Here is a 17,903-nt window from a genome sequence, read left to right on the forward strand (position 1 = left end):
GGTCGGCCGCACCCCGGGCAGGAGGTGCGGCCGACCGCGTTCGGGGGCCGGTCAGGCGCCGCGGAGCAGGGCCAGCAGGAGGTTGAGCAGCGCCGCGAGGGCGCCCGCGCTGGGCAGCGGGTTCAGCAGGCCGGCGATCGCGCAGAGCAGGTTGCCGAGCAGATTTCCCGGCGCCGACACCGCATTGATCACCAGATGCACCTGGTTCAGGTCCACGACCAGACCGAGCAGGTCCAGGTGCAGCGGGCCGAGCGTCAGGTCCAGGATCCGGCAGGTCGCCTGGGCGATCGCCGCGGGCGTGGTGATGCTCTGGTCGACGGTGCCGACCGCGTTGCCGGCCGAGTCGGTGAGCGTACCGGTCAGGGTGCCGGTCGCGACCAGGCTGCCGTCCTGGTCCGCGAAGCTCGTCGGGGTGAAGGTTCCGGCGAAGGTGCCGGCGCCCCCGGACGCGTCGGTGAAGCTGCCGGTGACCGGCGCGCTGGGCACCGCGACCGCGGCCGCCTGCGTCTTCGGTGCGGCCGCGGCGGCCGTGCCGGCTCCCGTGGTGGCCAGCCCTAACGCCGCGATCACCATCGCGACGAGCATGGAGAGTCGTTGCCGGTGTGTCATCGTTCCTCCCGCTTTCGGGTTGTCCGTTGTGGTTACCCCGATAAGTCTCGATGCCGCAGCAGGCCCACCCCAGTGAGTTGTGTCATCGGCTGAGCGTGAGCAGAGTCAGGGCGGATTCCTGACACGAGTCACGTTTCACTGCAGCCACCCGGCGCTCTCCGCGACCCGGACGGCTTCCAGACGATTGCGGGCGCCGGTCTTGCGCAGGATCACCGACATGTAGTTACGGACGGTCCCGGCGGTCAGATGCAGCATCGCGGCGACCTCGGTGGACGGCACCCCGGAACCCGCCACCCGCAGCACGTCCGCCTCCCGTGCGGACAGCGGGCTGGGCCGGGCAGCGACCATGGCGACGGCCAGCCGAGGGTCGACGACCCGTTCGCCGCGCACCAACTGCCGGATGGCCTGGACCAGTTCGTGCGGGGCCGCCTGGGTGCTGATCACGCCCCTGACGTGGGGGTCTTCCAGCGCGCGATGCAGGGTGGCCGGAGCTTCCGAACCGGCCAGCAGCAGGGTGCCGCAGCGAACCTCGTCCGTGCCGAGGCCCGCGACCGGGCTCAGGCCGATGTCGACGACCGCCACGTCGGCCCGCACCGCGCGGGCCATACCCGGTGCCTTGTCGAGGCGGTCCAGTTCGGCGACCACCGTGAGGTCTTCTTCCAGGGACAGGGTCGCGGCCAGGGCGCCGCGCAGCAGGTTGACGGGTTCAGCGAGCAGAATGCGGATCACGAAAGGCCTCCCAGCCAGGGTCGGGAATGCCGGCGCTACGTCGAAGGCCGGCCGGGTGGCACGGCACCGGGTCGATCCACCGGCGCCGGCCCGATTCCGGACCGTGTGATCAGCTGGGAGGACTGCAGTACCGGACGGACCGCCCGGTGGTGCTCGCCTGCTCAGGGGCGAGGGTTCCGGCAGCCGGGATCCCCGGCCACCAGGACGACGGAACGTCACCCGTCGACGGCACGTGACCGCCGCCGGAGTCGCGTAGCCCGCCGCAACCCGCCGACTGGCCGTCCGGGCCCGTCGGCGCGACGGGAGGTTCCGGTGTGACCGGCGCGGATCGCAGCACGTTGGCGGTGCGCTCGGCGCGAACGCCCGCAGTCGACGATCCCGCCGAGGTGTCGGCCGGCCATCCGCCTGCCGGTGCCGCCGCTGGACAGGTGGTTGCCGGCAGCGGCTGTGCAACGACGGCCGGGGGCAGTCGCCGATCGACCGACGACCGGTCGACGATCAGGCCCGGTGCCGGGAGCCGACCGCTCACCGAGCCCACGGACGCTGTCGGCGACTGCGGGATCGCCTGCAGCCGGTCGACGACCGCGTTCACGACAGCCATGGTGGAACGCAACGTGGGCTGCCCGGCCTCCGGCAGAAGATCGACGACCACATCCACGACCGGCATCGGCGGCAGCGCGGGAAGTCGCCGAGGCAACGATGGCCGGACGGCTGCATCGATCACGGCGGTCGGGTCCGAGGCGGCGATCCGGGCGCCGGTACCGACCTCGGGGGTCCGGTTGAGTGTGGCGGCAGCCTTGGGTGGGTTGGCCGAGGCAGAGACGGCACGCGACGGCGCCCTGGATGTGGCCGCCCGGCTGACCGGTTTCGCCGACGGCGGGTTCGAGAGGTCACGAACGACGGCGGTCTGGACCGGCCGCTTCCGGTCGCCGATCTTGGAGAGCGTGGGCTTGCGATCCACCGGTCTCGCGGACGCGGCTCTGCGCTGGTCCGACCTCGCCTGTTCGGCCTTGGGCACGACCGGCTTCGAAGGAACCGCCTTGCGCGGAACCGTACTGGTGCCGACTTTCCCGGCGTCGACGGCCGGCTTCCCGATCGGTGCGGGCGGAGCCGGCAGGACGCCGTCAGCCCAGGCGGCGCGGTCGAAGGCGCTCAGGGCGAGGTAGGCGCCGATCGCGAATCCGATCATCAACAGGAGGTGGGTGACGCGCCTGTGCATACCCACCTCCTGCCCGAAAGGATCGCAGACCATCGATGGTGAACTACCCATCCGTTGCGGACGAACACCGATTCGCCCGTGCCGTTCGCATAGGCCGCGCCGGCGGTCACCCCGCGGATCCGCCCGTGCCGTTCGGGCGGGCCGTGCCGGCGGTCACCCCGCGTACGGCATCCTAGGAGGCTAGTTGGCTTGTTTACCGGCGGCTGATGGTCGCCACTCCCCCTGGAGTCGGCGCCCGGACGGTGGTGGGCGGGGTCAGCTATCGACTTCCGGCAGCAGCGGGCGCATGAAGGTGCGGTCCCAGCGGAGCACGCAGCCCGATTCGTTGCGGATCCGATCGGCCGCCACGAACTCGGGGTCCACACCGAAGCGCTCCCGATAGCGCTCATAGGCGGCCAGACTGTCGAAGCTGAACAGGGCCTCGGCCCGGTCGCTGGCGCCCTCGGCGGGCAGGAAGTAGCCGTGGTGGACGCCACCGTGTGCGTTGACCAGGCGCATCCATTCGCGGGCGAACCGTTCGAAGTCGGCGATCTTCGCCGGGTCGATCACGTAGTGCACGACGCAGGTGATCACGAGGCGGCTCCCGGGGCGGCGGCTGGAGGCATCAGCGCAGCGTGTCACGGAAGGCGATCGGGGTGAGCCCGGCGCGCTGGTGGAAGTACTTGCTGAAGTTGGTGGCGCTGCTGAAGCCGAGCCGCGCCGCGATCTGGGCCGCCGTCTGGTCACTGTGGGCGAGCAGTCGTTTGGCCTCCAGGATCAGGCGGCGGTCGATGAAGTCCTTGGCGTTGACGCCGGTGGCGGCCCGGGTGGCGCGGGACAGGGTACGGGCGGACCAGCCGAGCCGGTGGGCGTAGTCCTCCAGGCGGCGGGTCCGGGTGAAGTCACGTTCGACGGCGTCGCGGAAGCGCAGGAAGGTGTCGCCGCCGCTCGGGCCTCCCGCGGGCGGCGCGAGTTGGAGCAGCAGCACGGCCAGCAGGTGCCGGAGCACGGCCTGCCGGACCTCGATCGTGGTACGCACCGGCGCGGTGAAGACACTGGTCAGATGGGCCGCCGACGCGGCGAGGGCGGCGCCGTCGTCCGGGTCGTGCAGGACCGGGGCGTACGGATCGTCGAGGCGCACGGCAGCGGCCGTGGCCGGGTCGGGGAACTCCGGTTCGAACAGGATCAGCGTCCCCTCCGCGGCGGTCAGGTCGCCCCACTGCTGTACCTGGCCGGGCCGGCCCCACATCCACCGGCCGGGCGTGAGGGTGTGCACGGTGAAGTCGACGGTGTGTTCGAGCCGGCCGGCGCGCAGGCACAGCAGGTGGTGGAAGGTCGGCCGCCGTGGGGTCCCGAAGGCCCGTCCACGTAACCGGGCCAGGTCGAGGACCTCGATCCCGCCCGGCGTGCCGATCGGCGCCGCGAACCCGAGCTCAGCGATCGCTTGTCGGTTTTTGACCATCACGAGTCGTCACGCTACCCGGTCGAGGCCGGATTCCGTTCCTACGGTGGTCGTAACCGAACAGCACGAACGAAGGAAACATGATGAGCGCCAAGGAAACCGTCCTCACCGCAGTCGGGCAACTCTTCGGTGAGAAGGACCCGTCCGCCGTCGACCGGTGGGTCTCCCCCACCTACCGTCAGCACAGTGCGCTGGCCACCGACGGTCCCGACGGGCTGCGCGGTCTGGTGGCCGGCCTGCCGGACGGGTTCCGCTACGAACAGCACCGGGTCCTGGCCGACGGTGACCTGGTCGCGCTGCACGGCACCTATCACGGGTTCGGTCCGGCGCCCCTCGTCGCGTTCGACATCTTCCGGGTCGAGGACGGCAGGCTGGCCGAACACTGGGACGCCCTCTCCCCCGTGGTCACCGAGACGGTCTCCGGCCGGTCACAGACCGACGGCCCGGTCGAGGTCACCGATCTCGGTCGTACCGAGGCGAACCGGGCGCTGGTCACCGGGTTCGTCGAGACCGTCCTCCAGGGCGGCAAGGTCGACGCCATCACCGATTTTCTGAGCACGGAGACGTACCACCAGCACAATGTCGGCATCGGTGACGGGCTCGACGGTCTCGGCGCCGCCCTGGCCGCGCTCGCCGAACAGGGCGTCACCATGGTCTACACGCGGCTGCACCGGGTCGTCGCGGAGGGGAACTTCGTGCTGACCGTGTCGGAGGGCAGCTTCGGCCCGACGCCGACCGCCTTCTACGACCTGTTCCGGGTCGCCGACGGCAAGATCGTCGAACACTGGGACCTCACCCCGGAGATCAAGACCGACCTCCCGCACGGCAACGGCCTGTTCTGATCATCGCGCCGGTCCGGGCGTCAGGGCCCGGCCCGGAGAACAGGAAGGCCCGGTCGTCAGAACGGGAAGGCCCGGTCCTGGTCGCGGGCGGTGAGCCACTGCAACTCGGTGAACTCCTCGGCGGCGACGCCGATGCCGAAGCGGCCCCAGCCGGTGTCCTTCACACCGCCGAACGGCATCTGCGGCTCGTCGTTGACGGTCTGGTCGTTGACGTGCACGATGCCGACCTCCAGTCGGGCCGCCAGCCGCAGCGCCCGGGGCACGTCGCGGGAGATGATCGACGCGACCAGGCCCAGGTCGGAGCGGTTGGCGAGCTCGACCGCCTGCTCGGCCGACTCGACGATCTCGACCGTCACGATCGGTCCGAACGTCTCGCCCTCGGCCAACTCGGTGTCCGGCGGAACGTCGACGAGCACCGTCGCCGGGTAGCACGGCGGGGCCGCCTCGCCGCCGACCAGCACCCGGGCGCCGGCGTCGACGGCCTGTTTGACACGCCGTTCGAGGGTGGCCAGCGCCCACTCGTTGATGACCGGCCCGACGACCGTCGTCGGGTCGGTCGGGTCGCCGGTGGGCAGGGTCGCCACCTTGGCCGCGAATTTGGTCAGGAACTCGTCGGCGACCGGGCGGGCGACGTAGATCCGGCGGGCGCACATGCACAGCTGCCCCTGGTGCAGAAAGGAGCCGTAGGTGGCGGCCTCGACCGCGTAGCCGACGTCGGCGTCCTCGGCGACGATCATCGGGTTCTGCCCGCTGAGCTGCAGCACCACCCGCTTGAGGCGGCTGCCCGCCTTCTCGGCGAGCCGCCGCCCGGTCGGGGTCGAGCCGGTGAAGTTGATCCGCTTGACCCGTCGGCTGTCGAGCAGCGCGTCGGCGATCACCCCGGCCTCGCCCGGCGCGTGTGTGACGACGTTGAGGACCCCGCGGGGCAGCCCCGCCTCCAGCAGGATCTCGGCCCAGATCGCCCCGCCGGTGAAGGGCGACTCCTCGGACGGCTTGAGCACGACCGTGTTGCCGAGGGCGATCGGGCCGATGATCGCGCGGCCGCTCAGGGTGAGTGACGCGTTCCAGGGTGCGATGGCGCCGACCACGCCCACCGGGCGGCGGATCGCCATCGCCTGTGTGCCGGGGATGTCGGAGGCGAGCAGCTCACCGACCGGCCGGTAGGCGAGCTGGGCGGCCTGGCGTAGCAGGTTGACCGCGAAGTCGACCTGGATCCGGCCGAACTGCGAACCACAGCCGGTCTCCAGGGCCAGCGACTCCAGAGCGTTGTCGCGACTGCCGTCGAGGATGTCGGCGGCCCGCAGCAGGATGGTCTGCCGCTGCGCGGGCGAGGCCTGCGACCACTGCGCGAACGCGGTGTGGGCCGCGTCGATGGCCCGTCGGGTGTCCTCCTCGTCGCCCGCCGCGACTCGTCCGATCAGCTCACCTGACCAGGGCGAACGGTTGTCGTAGGTGCGGCCGGAGACGGACCTCGACCACGTCCCGTCGATGAAGTGGAGTACGTCTCGCATGCCCTCACCCTATCGTTCGAGTAGATCGAACAGACCGTGCGTATCTTGAACGCATGACACAACCGGCGTCCGGCGACTTCTCTGTCTCGCTCGAAAGAGGCCTGACCATCCTGTCCGCGTTCGGCGGTGGGCGGCCGGTGCTCGGCATCGCCGACCTGGCCCGGATCGTCGGGGTCACCAAGAGCACCGCCCACCGGTACGTCGCCACGCTGGCCAACCTCGGTTATCTCCAGCAGGACCCGGACACCAGGAAATACTCCCTCGGGCCGAAGGTCGCCGACCTGGGGTTCGCCGCGATCGAGTCGATGGACCTGACCCGGGTGGCGGCACCGCTGCTGCAGAGCCTGGCCGACGAGACCGGCTTCACGGTCAGCATGGCGGTCTGCGAGAGCCGGGACGTGGTCTATGTCGACCGGCGGCGCAGTGGTCGCCGTAACACTCTGGCGATCGATCTCAACCTGCATGTCGGGTCGCGGCTGCCGGCGTACTGCACGTCGCTGGGCAAGGCGATCCTGGCGTTCCGGGATCCGCAGGCGCTGCGGCAGATCCTGGAGCGTTCGGACATGGCCCGGCGTGGGCCGAACACCATCACCAACCGTGAGCAGTTGATGGTCGCGCTGGCCAAGGTGCGCCAGACCGGGATCGCGGTGAACGACGAGGAACTGGCCCCCGGGCTGCGGTCGTTCGCCGCTCCGATCCGGGACCGCACCGGTGAGGTGATCGCGGCGGTGAACGTGGCGGTGCACCTGAGCGCCGCCCCGAACTCGCTGGAGGCGCTGACCGCGCAGATCGAGCCGCATCTGCGGCGTACCGCCCGGGAGATCTCGCAACGGCTGGGCCACCGTTCGGAGAATTAAAAAACTGTTTCAGCCAGTCGAACGGAGTGTTGCCCGCGTCACACCAGGCTCTTAGTTTCGTCGCACGCCGGGCCGGTCGCCTGTCGACCGGACCCGGCGGTCTCCGATCACTCATTGAAGGAGTGCGACGTGAGCCAGACTCCCCCCGGCGGATTCAGCCGCCGTTCCCTTATCAAAGCCGCCGGTCTCGGTGCCGCCACCCCGCTGCTGGGCGCCTGCGGCGGTCTCAAGGGCGCCGGCACCTCCGACTCCGACGTCCTCAAGATCGGCTATGTCAGCCCGCAGACCGGCCCGCTCGCCGGTTTCGCCAGCGCCGACAACTTCGTGGTCGCCCAGATCCAGGAGGCGATGAAGAACGGCTTCACCGCCGGCGGGAAGAAACGCACCATCGAGATCATCGTCAAGGACACCCAGTCCAACCCCAACCGGGCCACCGAGGTCACCCGGCAGCTGATCAACAGCGACAAGGTGGACCTGATCGTCGGCTCCTCCACCCCGGACACCACCAACCCGGTCGCCGACCAGTGCGAGGCCAACGGCATCCCGAACGTCACCACGATCGCACCGTGGGAGGCCTGGTTCCACGGCCGCAACGGCAAGTCCGGCGAGGGTTTCAAGTACACGACCCTGTTCTTCTTCGGCATGCAGCAGTTCGCCGACTGCTTCTTCCCGATGTGGGACCGGGCCGGTGTCACCAGCAAGAACGTGGCCGCGCTGTGGCCCAACGACACCGACGCCAACGCGTTCCGCAACGGCCTGGGCCAGATGATGACCACGGCCGGCTGGACGCCCGTCGACGGGGGCGCCTACCAGAACGGTGCCACCGACTTCACCACCCAGATCGCGAAGTTCAAGAACTCCGGGGCCGAGCTCTTCACCTGTACGCCCATCCCGCCGGACTTCCAGACGTTCTGGAAGCAGGCCCAGCAGCAGGGCTTCCGCCCCAAGCTCGCCACGGTGGCCAAGGTGATGCTGTTCCCGTCCGAGGCCGAGGCGCTCGGACCGCTGACCAACAACATCGCCACCGACATCTGGTGGAGCCCGGCCCACCCGTACAAATCAGTGCTCGACGGGCGTACGGCCAAACAGCTCGCCGACGACTTCGCCGCCTCCACCGGCAAGCAGTGGACGCAGGCGCTCGGCTCGATCTACTCGCTGTTCGAAGTGGCCATCCAGGCGTTCAAGGACGCCGGCGACCCGAAGGACCGCGACGAGGTCGCCGCGAAGCTGAAGGCCATGAAGATCTCGTGCATGAGCGGTGACCTGGACTTCACCGCCGGGCCGGAGCCGGGCATCGCCATCCAGCACCCGGTCGGCGGCCAGTGGCGCAAGGGCACCACCTTCCCCTGGGACGTGGTGATCGTGGACAACTCGGCGAACAAGGCCGTCCCGATCGGCGGCGACCTGCTCCCGACCAACGCCTGATGGAACAGCTGCTGCACCTCGACGACATCACCAAACGGTTCGGCCAGGTGACCGTCGCGGAGAACCTCACGCTGTCGGTCGGCGCCGGTGAGGTCCTGGGCATCGTGGGCCCGAACGGCGCCGGGAAATCCAGCCTGTTCGCCATGATCTCCGGTGACCTGCGCCCGGACAGCGGCGCGGTGTGGCTGCTCGGGCGCGACGTCACCGGCGTCGCGCCGCACACCCGGACCCGCGCCGGGATCGGCCGCACCTACCAGGTACCGCGCCCGTTCGAGCACCTCACCGTCTTCGAGAACGTGCTGGTCTGCGGCTATCAGGGAGCCGGGCTGAAGGGCCGGCAGGCGTGGCGGCACACCATGGGCGTGCTCGACCGCACCGGCCTGGCCGACCTGGCAGACACCCCGGCCGGGCGGCTCGGCCTGCTCCAGCGCAAACGCCTGGAGATGGCCCGCGCGCTGGGCACCGGCCCGCGACTGTTGCTGCTCGACGAGGTCGCCGGCGGCCTCACCGAACCCGAGGTGGCCGAACTGGTGACCGTGGTCAGACAACTGCACGCCGAAGGGCTCGGCATCGTCTGGATCGAGCACGTCGTACACGCGCTGGTGAAGACCGTCGACCGGATGGTCTGTCTGGCCGGCGGTGACGTGGTCGCCGACGGTGACCCGATGGCCGTGCTCGCCGACCCGAAGGTGCGGGAGCTGTATCTGGGCAGTGGACCGGAGGGCGTCTCATGAGCCTGCTCGCGATCCGTGATCTCACCGTCCACCACGGGCAACTCCGCGCGGTCGACGGCTTCGACCTGGACCTGGCCGAGGGTGAGGTGCTGGCGGTGATCGGCGCGAACGGCGCCGGGAAGTCGACGCTGCTGCGGGCGCTGGCCGGGCTGAATCCGCCGACGTCGGGCAGCATCCGCCTGCACGACCGCGACATCACCCGGATGCCGGCGCACAAGCGGCTGTCGGCCGGGGTCGCCCTGGTCCCCGAAGGCCGGCGACTGTTCCGGTCCCTGACGGTCGAGGAGAATCTGCTGACCGGCACCTACCGCAGACGTCGGGGTCCGTGGACCGTCCAGCGCGTCTACGAGCTGTTCCCGTGGATGGCCGAACGACGGCGGCAGAACGCCGCGCAGCTGTCCGGCGGCGAACAGCAGTCGGTGGCCATCGGCCGGGCCCTGCTGTCGAACCCCGACCTGCTGCTGATCGACGAGCTGTCGCTCGGCCTGGCGCCGGTGGTGGTGCGGCGGATCTACCAGGTCCTGCCGGACATCGTCGGGTCGGGGACGACCGCGCTGATCGTCGAGCAGGACGTCACGCAGGCGATGCGGGTCGCCGACCGGGTGCACTGCCTGCTCGAAGGCCGGTCGGTGCTGCGCGGCCGGCCCCGGGACCTGAGCACCGAACAGGTCGAACACGCCTACTTCGGCATCGGCGACGCACCGGACGGGCGGCATTGACATGGACCTGCTCAACGCCCTCCTGCAGGGTCTGCTGATCGGCGGGCTCTACGCACTGTTCGCCACCGGCCTGTCGCTGATGTTCGGGGTGATGCGGATCGTCAACCTGGCACACGGCGACCTCGCGGTGGTCGCCTCGTTCCTGGCACTGGCCCTGGTCAGCGGCACCGGCCTGCCGCTGTGGGTGGTGCTGCTGGTGACGGTTCCGCTGTTCGCGCTGCTCGGCTACCTGACCCAGCGGGTGCTGCTGCAGAAGAGCCTGAAGTCGGGGCCGCTGGCCACCCTGCTGGTCACCTTCGGACTGTCGATCGTGCTGCAGAACGTGCTGCTGGAGACGTTCTCGGCGGACACCCGGACGCTCGACGGCGGCTCGTTCACCACCGGCTCGTTCGAGATCACCGACAGCATCTCGATCGGCTACCTGTCGCTGACCACCTTCGTGCTGGCGGCAATAGTGCTGACCGGGATCCAGCTGTTCCTGTCCCGGACCGGGCTGGGCCGGATGCTGCGGGCCTCCTCGGACGACCCGGAGACCGCCAACCTGGTCGGCGGCGACAGCCGGCACATCTACGGCATCGCCACCGCGATCGCGTTCGCGACGGTGGCGCTGGCCGGGCTGATGTTCGCGATGCGGTCGTCGTTCGACCCGTCGATCGGCCCGTCCCGGCTGATCTTCGCGTTCGAGGCGGTGGTCATCGGTGGCCTCGGGTCGCTGTGGGGCACCCTGCTCGGCGGCATGATCCTGGGCGTCACCCAGGCGATCGGCTCCGAGATCGACCCGGCGCTCACGCTGCTCGCCGGCCATCTGATCTTCCTCGCCGTGCTGGCCTTCCGGCCGCAGGGCCTGATCGCGGGACGGAAATCGTGAGCCTCACCAGAACAGTGACCGACCGGGCCGCGGCCGCGGTCGACGTCAGCCGGGCCGCCCGCTCGTCGAAGGTGGCCGGGCTGGTGATGGCCGCCCTGGCCGTACTGCTGGCGGGTCTGCCGTTCCTGGTCTTCGCCGACGTCACCGACACGATGGTCAACCTGTTCGTGCTGGTCGCGCTGGCGAGCATGTGGAACCTGCTGGCCGGGTTCGGTGGGCTCGTCTCGGTCGGGCAGCAGGCGTACATCGGCATCGGCGCGTACAGCGTGATCGCCTTCGCCGACCTGGGCGTGCAGCCGTACCTCGCGATCGGGCTCGCCGCGGTGACCTGCGCGGTCTTCGCGGTGCCGACCTCGTGGCTGGCGTTCCGGCTGCGCGGCGACTACTTCGCGGTCGGCACCTGGGTCATCGCCGAGGTGTACCGGCTGCTCGTGGTGCGGGTCAGCAGTCTCGGCGGGGCCAGCGGCAAGAGCCTGACCGGGCTGTCCGGTCTCGATCAGACGCTGCGCGGGGCGCTCACCTACTGGGTGGCGCTCGGGCTGGCGCTCGCCTCGATCGCCGGGTGCTACCTGCTGCTGCGCGGGCGGCTGGGCCTGTCACTGATGGCGGTACGCGACGAGGAGACCGCCGCCAGTTCGGCCGGGATCGACGTACGCCGAGCGAAGCTTCTGGTCTATCTGGTCTCGGCGGTGGGCTGCGGTGCGGCCGGTGGCGTGATCACGGTCAGCTCGCTGAGCGTGAACCCGGACGCGATCTTCAGCGTCCAGTGGTCGGCCTACATGATCTTCATCGTCGTGATCGGCGGTATCGGGTTCATCGAGGGGCCGCTGCTGGGTGCGCTGGTGTTCTTCGCCCTGCAGCAGCTGCTGGCCGACTACGGGTCGTGGTATCTGATCGTGCTCGGGGCGATCGGCATCGCGGCCGCCCTGTGGCTGCCGCGTGGACTGTGGGGGCTGGTGCGGGATCGGACCGGGATGAGCCTGTTCCCGGTGGGGTACTTCGTGCGGATGCGTGAGTCCGATGCCGGCACCCGTTGACAGCGCGGTGGCGGCCGCCGCGGCGATCTGCGGCGGGACGATGAGTCCGGCCGAGGTCACCGAGATCCTGCTGGAACGGATCGCGGTGACCGAACCGACGTTGCACGCCTACGCCACGGTCACCGCCGAGCAGGCGCGGCGGCAGGCGGCGCGGCTCGGGCCAGCCGGTGGTCCGCTGCACGGCGTGCCGATCGGGATCAAGGATCTGATCGACACGGCCGGGATCGTGACCGGGTACGGGTCGCCGCGGTTCGCCGGACACGTGCCGCAGCGCGATGCCACCGCGGTGTCCCGGCTGCGTGCGGCCGGTGTGGTGGTGCTCGGCAAACACACCACGCATGAGCTGGCGTGGGGTGGGCGTACCGACAGCGCGTGGTTCGGGCCGACGCACAACCCGCACCGGCACGGGCACATCCCGGGCGGGTCCTCGGGTGGGTCGGCGGCCTCCGTCGCGGCGGGCAGCAGCCTCGGGGCGCTGGGTTCGGACACCGCTGGCAGCGTACGGATCCCGGCCGCCCTGTCCGGCTGCGTCGGGTTCAAACCGAGCCGTGGACGGATCCCGCTCGACGGGGTGCTGCCCCTGGCCCCGTCGCTGGACCACCTCGGTGTGCTGGCCCGGACCGTCGACGACGCCGCCCTGCTGACCGACGCGGTCGCCGAGCCCGCGCCGCGGCCACCGGACGGGCCGCTGCGGATCGGATGGCTCGGCGGCTGGCACGACGCGGTCCTGGCGCCCGAGGTCCGGGACGCGCTGAACACCACCCGGACGCGACTCGAAGACGCCGGGGTGCGGATCGGTGACGTGGTGATCCCGGACGAACCGCTGATGCCGGAGGCACCGCTGGCCCGGATCCTCGACGAGGCCGGCGCGTTGCACCGGACGGCCTTCGAGCAGGATCCCGGCCTGTTCGGGGCCGACCTCGCCGAGCTGATGCGGCTCCCCCGGCGCAGCCCCGAGCAGGCCGAACGGCACGAGGCCGCGATCGACCGGATGGTCGGCGCCCTACGCGAAGCGCTGCGCACCCATCACGTACTGGCCTGCGCCACGGTTGCGGTGACCGCCCCGCCGATCGGGGTGCACACCCTGACCGTCGACGGTCGGGACTGGCCGGTCGAGATGGTGCTGACCCGCCTGACCGCGCCGTACAACGCGGCCGGTCTGCCCGCCCTGTCGTTGCCGATCGGTGTGGCCGACGGCCTGCCGATCGGGTTGCAGCTGGCCGGCCCGCCGCTCGGCGACGAACTCGTACTACGGGCCGCCCGTCTCGTGGAAGGACTCCGATGAAGGTGAAAGCCGCGGTCGTCGACGAACTCGACGGCCCGTTCCGGGTGACCGACCTGGATCTCGACGAACCCGGCCCCGGCGAAGCGCTGGTCCGGATCGTCGCCACCGGCATCTGCCACACCGACGCCATCACCAGGCACGGTGACCTGCCGATGCCGTTCCCGAGTGTGCTCGGCCACGAGGGCGCCGGTGAGGTGATCGCGGTCGGAGCGGGCGTCACCTCGGTGCGGCCCGGCGACCATGTGGTGATCGGCTGGCCGTCCTGCGGGACGTGCCGCAACTGCCGGGACGGCGAACCCCGCTACTGCGCCCGCCTCGGTGAGGCGCTCTGCGGCGGCGGGCGGCTGCTCGGCCCGCGAGCCGGCGAGACCGCCCTACGCCGGGCCGACGGCGTGGCTGTCCATAGTCACTTCTTCGGGCAGTCGTCGTTCGCCACCCATGCCCTCACCTGGGCGGACGCGCTCGTCGTCGTCCCGCCGGAGGCTCCGTTGGACATTCTCGGGCCGCTGGCCTGCGGAATCGCCACCGGAGCCGGGGCGGTCATGAACACCCTGCGGCCCGGGCCCGGCGCGAGCCTGGTGGTGTACGGCGTCGGCGCGGTCGGCCTGGCCGCGGTGATGGCCGCCAGGCTGTCCCCCGCCACCCGGATCATCGCCGTCGACCGGCACCCGCAACGCCTGGCCCTGGCGGCCGAACTCGGCGCCACCGACACCATCGACGCGACCGACGGCGATCCGGTGGCCGAGGTACACCGGCTGTGCGGCGGGCCCGCCGACTTCTCGCTCGAATGCACCGGGGTCGTCCCGGTCGTACGCCAGGCCGTCGACAGTGTCGGCATGCTCGGCACCTGCGTGCTGATCGGCGGCGCCCCCGCCGGCGCCGAGTTCAGCGTCGACCACCTGAGCACGCTGTGGGGCAAACGCATCATCGGCGTGCTCGGCGGTAGCGGCCGCAGCGAGACGCTGATCGGCACCCTGGTCGAGCTGCACCGGCAGGGCCGGTTCCCGTTCGACCGGCTGGTGCGCTTCTACGACCTCGAAGACATCGACAAGGCGCTCGAGGACAGCCACCGCGGCGGCGTCCTCAAGCCGATACTCCGCATGAGCCACTGAGAAGGACACGAAGAGGGGAGGCACGCTGTGGGACTGCTCGACGGCGTCGACTGGCAGGGAAAGATCTTCAAGAACGGCGAGTGGACCGCCGGCCGGGGTGGCGACTACCCGGTCGTCGAACCGGCCACCGGCGCCGAGCTCGGCCGGATGGGCCTGGCCACCGCCGAGGACGTGGCCGAGGCCGGGGCGTCCGCGGCCGAGGCGCAGAAGCGGTGGGCGGCGCTGCCGCACCCGGCCCGGGCCGCGGTGCTGCGCAAAGCCGGTGACCTGTGGCAGCAGCACGCCGCGGAGATCAGCGGCTGGAACGTCCGCGAGGTCGGCGCGGTTCCCGGGATGGCCGGGTTCGCGCTGCACGTCGCGGCCGAGGAATGCTACGAGGCGGCGTCGCTGCCCAGCCGACCGCACGGTGAGCTGCTGCCGTCCGAGCAGCCGCGACTGTCGATGGCCCGGCGCATCCCGGCCGGGGTGGTCGGTGTGATCTCGCCGTTCAACGTGCCGATCATCCTGGGCATCCGGTCGGTGGCGCCCGCTCTGGCGCTGGGCAACTCGGTGATCCTGAAGCCGGATCCGCGGACCGCGGTCACCGGCGGCACTCTGATGGCCCGGATCTTCGAGGAGGCCGGTCTGCCGGCCGGGGTGCTGCAGATGCTGCCCGGCGGCCCGGACGTCGGCGAGGCGCTGATCACCGACCCGCACATCCGGGTCATCTCGTTCACCGGGTCGACCCCGGTCGGGCGGCGCATCGGTGAGCTCGCCGGCCGTCATCTGAAGCGGGCCCACCTGGAGCTCGGCGGCAACTCGGCGCTGCTGGTCCTGGACGACGCCGACGTAGACGCGGCGGTCAACCTGGCCGCCTGGGGGTCGTTCTTCCACCAGGGCCAGATCTGCATGACCACCGGCCGGCACCTGGTCGCCGACCGGTTGTACGACGAGTTCGTGGATCGGCTCGCCGCCAAGGCCGGCAAACTGCCGGTCGGTGACCCGGCGACCGAGCAGGTCGCGCTCGGGCCGGTCATCGACGCGGGACAGCGCGACAAGATCCACGGCCTGGTCACGGCCAGCGCCGGGCAGGGCGCCACGATCGCGGCCGGCGGCACCTACCGGGAGCTGTTCTACCAGCCGACGGTCCTGGCCGACGTACCGTTGGCCGCACCGGCGTTCGCCGAGGAGATCTTCGGGCCGGTCGCGCCGATCACCCGGGTGTCGTCCGTGGACGACGCCATCGCACTGGCCTCGGCCGGCGAGTACGGGTTGTCGCTGGGCATCGTCACCCGGGACGTGATGCGCGGGCTGGCGGTCGCCGAGCAGATCCCGACCGGCATCGTGCACATCAACGACCAGACCGTCAACGACGAGGCGAACGCCCCGTTCGGCGGGGTACGGGCCTCCGGCACCGGTTCCCGCTTCGGCGGTGCGGCCGCGAACATCGACGCGTTCACCGAGACCCGCTGGATCACCATGCGCGGCGAACCGGCGACCTACCCCTTCTGAGCCTGCGTCCGACGGGACCCCGGTCGTTCGGCCGGGGTCCTAAGGTGCTCTGGTGACTTTCGCCGTCGGCATCGGATACGCCGTCTACCGGGGACCGTCCGAGAGCGGCGGCCCGCACCGGCACGCGGCGTTCCAGATCGCCATCGCGATGCACGGGGACGTGGTGATGGCCGACGAGGCGGGCGTTCTGCACCGGGCGCCGGTGCTGCTGGTGCCGCCGATGACGCCGCATCGGCTGTTCGCCGTCAAGGATCTGCTCACCTACTTCGTCGAACCGCATGCGGCCTTCGCCGACCGGCTCCGGCGGCGCGGCGGCGGCATCACCGCCGCTCCCGATCTTCACAACCTGCGGGTGTACGACCTGAGCACCGCACCGTCCAGCGGTGTGGATCCGCGTCTTGTTCGGGCGCTGGAGATCCTGCGGGACGGCGATGTCCGCATCCCGGAGGTGGCCCGTCGGGTGGGGATCTCGCCGCAGCGGCTGCGTGCACTGGCCCGGCAGCAGGTGGGGATGCCGCTGCCGCGCTGGCGGGTGTGGATGCGGTTGGCCCGGGCCGCCGAGGCGATGCCGGCCGGGCAGTCGGCGGCGGTCGCGGCGGTCACGGCCGGGTTCGCCGACCAGGCGCACCTGACCCGGCAGATACGCGAGATGATGGGCCTGACCCCGGCCGTCGCCATGGCCGCGCTGCGCTCTCCGCCACGACCGGCCACGTAGAACCGGTTCTCAGCCGCTGGCCCGTAGATCCTGCTCTCAGTCGCGACGGGCCACGTAGATCCTGCTCTCAGTCGCGGTGGGCCACGTAGATCGACACCGATCCGGTCATCGTGGGCACGATTTCGGTCTCCCGTACCCCCGGAAATCCTGTCTCGGCGATCAAGCCGGGCAGGCCGCCGGACGCGTTGAGGCGGGTGTCTCGCCGCCCGTCGGCGAGTTGCACGAGTCCGAAACCGAGCCGCATCGCCGGTGTCCGCTGCCGGCCGTAGTCGGCGATCACGAGCCGCCCGCCGGGCCGAAGCACCTGGTGGGCGGCGGTGAGGATGGCCCGCTTCATCGTGGTGGTGCACTGGTGCAGGACCAGGGTGGAGACGACGGTGTCGGCGGATTCACGACCCAGCAGGGGTACGAGCGCGTCGCCCAGACCGGTCTCCCAACGCACCGCGGCGGGCCGTCGCCAGGAGCACCGGGTCGGGTTCGACACCGACGACGTGGGCTGCCGGCTCCACCCGGATCAGGGCGTCGGCCGGCGTTCCGGTGCCGCAGCCGACGTCGACGATCGTCTCCCCCGGTCGCGGCGCCACATAGGCGATGGTCAGGGCGCGCCACAGCCGTTCCCTGGTCAGGGCGACCACGCGGTCGTAGAAGCGGGCGGGGGCGAAACGGCCGAGGGCCGGGGTGTACGTCATGTGTCGAAGTGTCGGTCGGGCGGCGGCCGCCGGTCTTGAACCGACCGCTCATCCCCGGTGGCGCAGACCGTCCAGCACGAGGGTGACCGTGCCGTCGGCGTCGGCGCGGGAGCCCGGTTCGCCGCAGGCCACGCAGATGCCCTGTAGCGCCGTCATCACCGCGCCGACGCCGATGTCGGCGCGGACGGTGCCCTCGTCGACGCCCTTGGCGAGCAGGTCGGCGAGGACCTGGCTCAGCTCCCGGCCGCCCTCGGCGAGGGTGCCGGTGTGGGTGGCCATCAGGGTGGCGAGGGTGCGGGCCAGGCCCTCATTGGCGAAGAGGTGGGTGACGAAGCCGCGCAGGAAGGTGGCCAGGGCGTCGGCGGCGGGCAGGGTGGCCTGCAGTTCGCGGCCGTGGGCGCAGATCGCGGTGAGTTCCTCGCGGTAGACCGCCTCGGCCAGCGCCTCCCGGGTGGGAAAGTGCCGGTAGAGGGTGCCCACGCCGACGCCGGCCAGTTTGGCGAAGTCGTCGAAGCGCATGTCGAAACAGCCGCCGGCGAAGAGTTCGCGGGCCTTGGCGAGCAGGGCGTCACGGTTGCGCCGGGCGTCGGCGCGCAGTGGTCTGCCAGTGGTCACCGGCG

General features: G+C 71.0%; 20 protein-coding genes. 11 read left to right on the plus strand and 9 right to left on the minus strand.

Features of this window, described 5'->3' with window-relative positions; all coding sequences use genetic code 11:
- Window positions 1–51 precede the first annotated feature (51 nt).
- The 5 genes from Q0Z83_RS17520 to Q0Z83_RS17540 all read right to left on the minus strand — a co-directional run bounded on the left by Q0Z83_RS17520 (window position 52) and on the right by Q0Z83_RS17540 (window position 3,998).
- Entirely contained in the window at window positions 52–609 is a 558-nt protein-coding gene (locus tag Q0Z83_RS17520) for a hypothetical protein (protein WP_317795012.1), read from the minus strand.
- A 135-nt stretch (window positions 610–744) separates the two neighbouring features.
- Window positions 745–1,338 (minus strand): response regulator transcription factor, encoded by a 594-nt coding sequence (locus Q0Z83_RS17525; protein WP_317795013.1) that lies wholly within the window; start codon window positions 1,336–1,338, stop codon window positions 745–747.
- A 109-nt stretch (window positions 1,339–1,447) separates the two neighbouring features.
- Window positions 1,448–2,557, minus strand: a complete 1,110-nt coding sequence (locus Q0Z83_RS17530) for a flagellar biosynthesis protein FlhF (protein ID WP_317795014.1) — start codon at window positions 2,555–2,557, stop codon at window positions 1,448–1,450.
- Between the two features lie 255 nt (window positions 2,558–2,812).
- On the minus strand, window positions 2,813–3,130 hold the full coding sequence (locus Q0Z83_RS17535; protein WP_317795015.1) for an NIPSNAP family protein: 318 nt from the start codon (window positions 3,128–3,130) through the stop codon (window positions 2,813–2,815).
- A 31-nt stretch (window positions 3,131–3,161) separates the two neighbouring features.
- Complete coding sequence (locus tag Q0Z83_RS17540) at window positions 3,162–3,998, minus strand: helix-turn-helix domain-containing protein (RefSeq protein ID WP_317797090.1); 837 nt, start codon at window positions 3,996–3,998, stop codon at window positions 3,162–3,164.
- 83 nt (window positions 3,999–4,081) lie between these two features.
- Between Q0Z83_RS17540 and Q0Z83_RS17545 the strand changes: the two genes are divergently transcribed.
- Window positions 4,082–4,840, plus strand: a complete 759-nt coding sequence (locus Q0Z83_RS17545) for a nuclear transport factor 2 family protein (RefSeq protein ID WP_317795016.1) — start codon at window positions 4,082–4,084, stop codon at window positions 4,838–4,840.
- A 56-nt stretch (window positions 4,841–4,896) separates the two neighbouring features.
- On the opposite strand, the gene Q0Z83_RS17550 is transcribed toward Q0Z83_RS17545, so the two are convergent.
- On the minus strand, window positions 4,897–6,351 hold the full coding sequence (locus Q0Z83_RS17550) for an aldehyde dehydrogenase family protein (protein ID WP_317795017.1): 1,455 nt from the start codon (window positions 6,349–6,351) through the stop codon (window positions 4,897–4,899).
- 53 nt (window positions 6,352–6,404) lie between these two features.
- On the opposite strand from Q0Z83_RS17550, the gene Q0Z83_RS17555 reads away from it, so the two are divergent.
- The 10 genes from Q0Z83_RS17555 (at window position 6,405) to Q0Z83_RS17600 (ending at window position 16,594) form a co-directional block, all read left to right on the plus strand.
- Complete coding sequence (locus Q0Z83_RS17555) at window positions 6,405–7,208, plus strand: IclR family transcriptional regulator (RefSeq protein WP_317795018.1); 804 nt, start codon at window positions 6,405–6,407, stop codon at window positions 7,206–7,208.
- Between the two features lie 129 nt (window positions 7,209–7,337).
- Window positions 7,338–8,633 carry an ABC transporter substrate-binding protein gene (locus Q0Z83_RS17560; RefSeq protein WP_317795019.1) on the plus strand — a complete coding sequence of 432 codons (1,296 nt, stop codon included), beginning with the start codon at window positions 7,338–7,340 and terminating at the stop codon, window positions 8,631–8,633.
- A complete protein-coding gene (locus tag Q0Z83_RS17565) occupies window positions 8,633–9,367 on the plus strand; it encodes an ABC transporter ATP-binding protein (protein ID WP_317795020.1) in 735 nt (244 codons plus the stop codon). Before Q0Z83_RS17560 ends, Q0Z83_RS17565 begins: the two co-directional genes overlap by 1 nt.
- Window positions 9,364–10,086 (plus strand): ABC transporter ATP-binding protein, encoded by a 723-nt coding sequence (locus Q0Z83_RS17570; protein ID WP_317795021.1) that lies wholly within the window; start codon window positions 9,364–9,366, stop codon window positions 10,084–10,086. The genes Q0Z83_RS17565 and Q0Z83_RS17570 overlap by 4 nt, the downstream gene beginning before the upstream one ends.
- Window position 10,087: 1 nt before the next feature.
- Window positions 10,088–10,954, plus strand: a complete 867-nt coding sequence (locus Q0Z83_RS17575) for a branched-chain amino acid ABC transporter permease (protein ID WP_317795022.1) — start codon at window positions 10,088–10,090, stop codon at window positions 10,952–10,954.
- Entirely contained in the window at window positions 10,951–11,991 is a 1,041-nt protein-coding gene (locus Q0Z83_RS17580) for a branched-chain amino acid ABC transporter permease (protein ID WP_317795023.1), read from the plus strand. The genes Q0Z83_RS17575 and Q0Z83_RS17580 overlap by 4 nt, the downstream gene beginning before the upstream one ends.
- Window positions 11,975–13,276, plus strand: coding sequence for an amidase (locus tag Q0Z83_RS17585; protein WP_317795024.1), 1,302 nt, complete (start codon window positions 11,975–11,977; stop codon window positions 13,274–13,276). The genes Q0Z83_RS17580 and Q0Z83_RS17585 overlap by 17 nt, the downstream gene beginning before the upstream one ends.
- Entirely contained in the window at window positions 13,273–14,388 is a 1,116-nt protein-coding gene (locus Q0Z83_RS17590; protein ID WP_317795025.1) for an NAD(P)-dependent alcohol dehydrogenase, read from the plus strand. Before Q0Z83_RS17585 ends, Q0Z83_RS17590 begins: the two co-directional genes overlap by 4 nt.
- A 27-nt stretch (window positions 14,389–14,415) precedes the next feature.
- Window positions 14,416–15,879: a benzaldehyde dehydrogenase gene (locus Q0Z83_RS17595; RefSeq protein WP_317795026.1), complete on the plus strand. Its 1,464-nt coding sequence runs from the start codon at window positions 14,416–14,418 to the stop codon at window positions 15,877–15,879.
- Between the two features lie 52 nt (window positions 15,880–15,931).
- Entirely contained in the window at window positions 15,932–16,594 is a 663-nt protein-coding gene (locus tag Q0Z83_RS17600; RefSeq protein WP_317795027.1) for a helix-turn-helix domain-containing protein, read from the plus strand.
- A gap of 67 nt (window positions 16,595–16,661) precedes the next feature.
- Here Q0Z83_RS17600 and Q0Z83_RS17605 read toward each other — a convergent pair whose 3' ends face one another.
- The 3 genes from Q0Z83_RS17605 to Q0Z83_RS17615 are packed head-to-tail and all read right to left on the minus strand — an operon-like array spanning window position 16,662 to window position 17,898.
- Window positions 16,662–17,036 carry a class I SAM-dependent methyltransferase gene (locus Q0Z83_RS17605; protein WP_317795028.1) on the minus strand — a complete coding sequence of 125 codons (375 nt, stop codon included), beginning with the start codon at window positions 17,034–17,036 and terminating at the stop codon, window positions 16,662–16,664.
- Window positions 16,984–17,283: a methyltransferase domain-containing protein gene (locus tag Q0Z83_RS17610; RefSeq protein WP_317795029.1), complete on the minus strand. Its 300-nt coding sequence runs from the start codon at window positions 17,281–17,283 to the stop codon at window positions 16,984–16,986. Before Q0Z83_RS17610 ends, Q0Z83_RS17605 begins: the two co-directional genes overlap by 53 nt.
- 48 nt (window positions 17,284–17,331) lie before the next feature.
- Window positions 17,332–17,898, minus strand: a complete 567-nt coding sequence (locus Q0Z83_RS17615; RefSeq protein ID WP_317795030.1) for a TetR/AcrR family transcriptional regulator — start codon at window positions 17,896–17,898, stop codon at window positions 17,332–17,334.
- Window positions 17,899–17,903 lie beyond the last annotated feature (5 nt).

The sequence above is a fragment of the Actinoplanes sichuanensis genome, from assembly GCF_033097365.1.
GTDB lineage: Bacteria > Actinomycetota > Actinomycetes > Mycobacteriales > Micromonosporaceae > Actinoplanes > Actinoplanes sichuanensis.

Coding starts and splice junctions, on each gene's coding strand:
- Q0Z83_RS17520 (WP_317795012.1), bottom strand. CDS start 609: ATGACACACCGGCAACGACTCTCCATGCTCGTCGCGATGGTGATCGCG.
- Q0Z83_RS17530 (WP_317795014.1), bottom strand. CDS start 2,557: ATGCACAGGCGCGTCACCCACCTCCTGTTGATGATCGGATTCGCGATC.
- Q0Z83_RS17540 (WP_317797090.1), bottom strand. CDS start 3,998: ATGGTCAAAAACCGACAAGCGATCGCTGAGCTCGGGTTCGCGGCGCCG.
- Q0Z83_RS17545 (WP_317795016.1), top strand. CDS start 4,082: ATGAGCGCCAAGGAAACCGTCCTCACCGCAGTCGGGCAACTCTTCGGT.
- Q0Z83_RS17550 (WP_317795017.1), bottom strand. CDS start 6,351: ATGCGAGACGTACTCCACTTCATCGACGGGACGTGGTCGAGGTCCGTC.
- Q0Z83_RS17555 (WP_317795018.1), top strand. CDS start 6,405: ATGACACAACCGGCGTCCGGCGACTTCTCTGTCTCGCTCGAAAGAGGC.
- Q0Z83_RS17565 (WP_317795020.1), top strand. CDS start 8,633: ATGGAACAGCTGCTGCACCTCGACGACATCACCAAACGGTTCGGCCAG.
- Q0Z83_RS17570 (WP_317795021.1), top strand. CDS start 9,364: ATGAGCCTGCTCGCGATCCGTGATCTCACCGTCCACCACGGGCAACTC.
- Q0Z83_RS17575 (WP_317795022.1), top strand. CDS start 10,088: ATGGACCTGCTCAACGCCCTCCTGCAGGGTCTGCTGATCGGCGGGCTC.
- Q0Z83_RS17585 (WP_317795024.1), top strand. CDS start 11,975: ATGCCGGCACCCGTTGACAGCGCGGTGGCGGCCGCCGCGGCGATCTGC.
- Q0Z83_RS17590 (WP_317795025.1), top strand. CDS start 13,273: ATGAAGGTGAAAGCCGCGGTCGTCGACGAACTCGACGGCCCGTTCCGG.
- Q0Z83_RS17610 (WP_317795029.1), bottom strand. CDS start 17,283: ATGACGTACACCCCGGCCCTCGGCCGTTTCGCCCCCGCCCGCTTCTAC.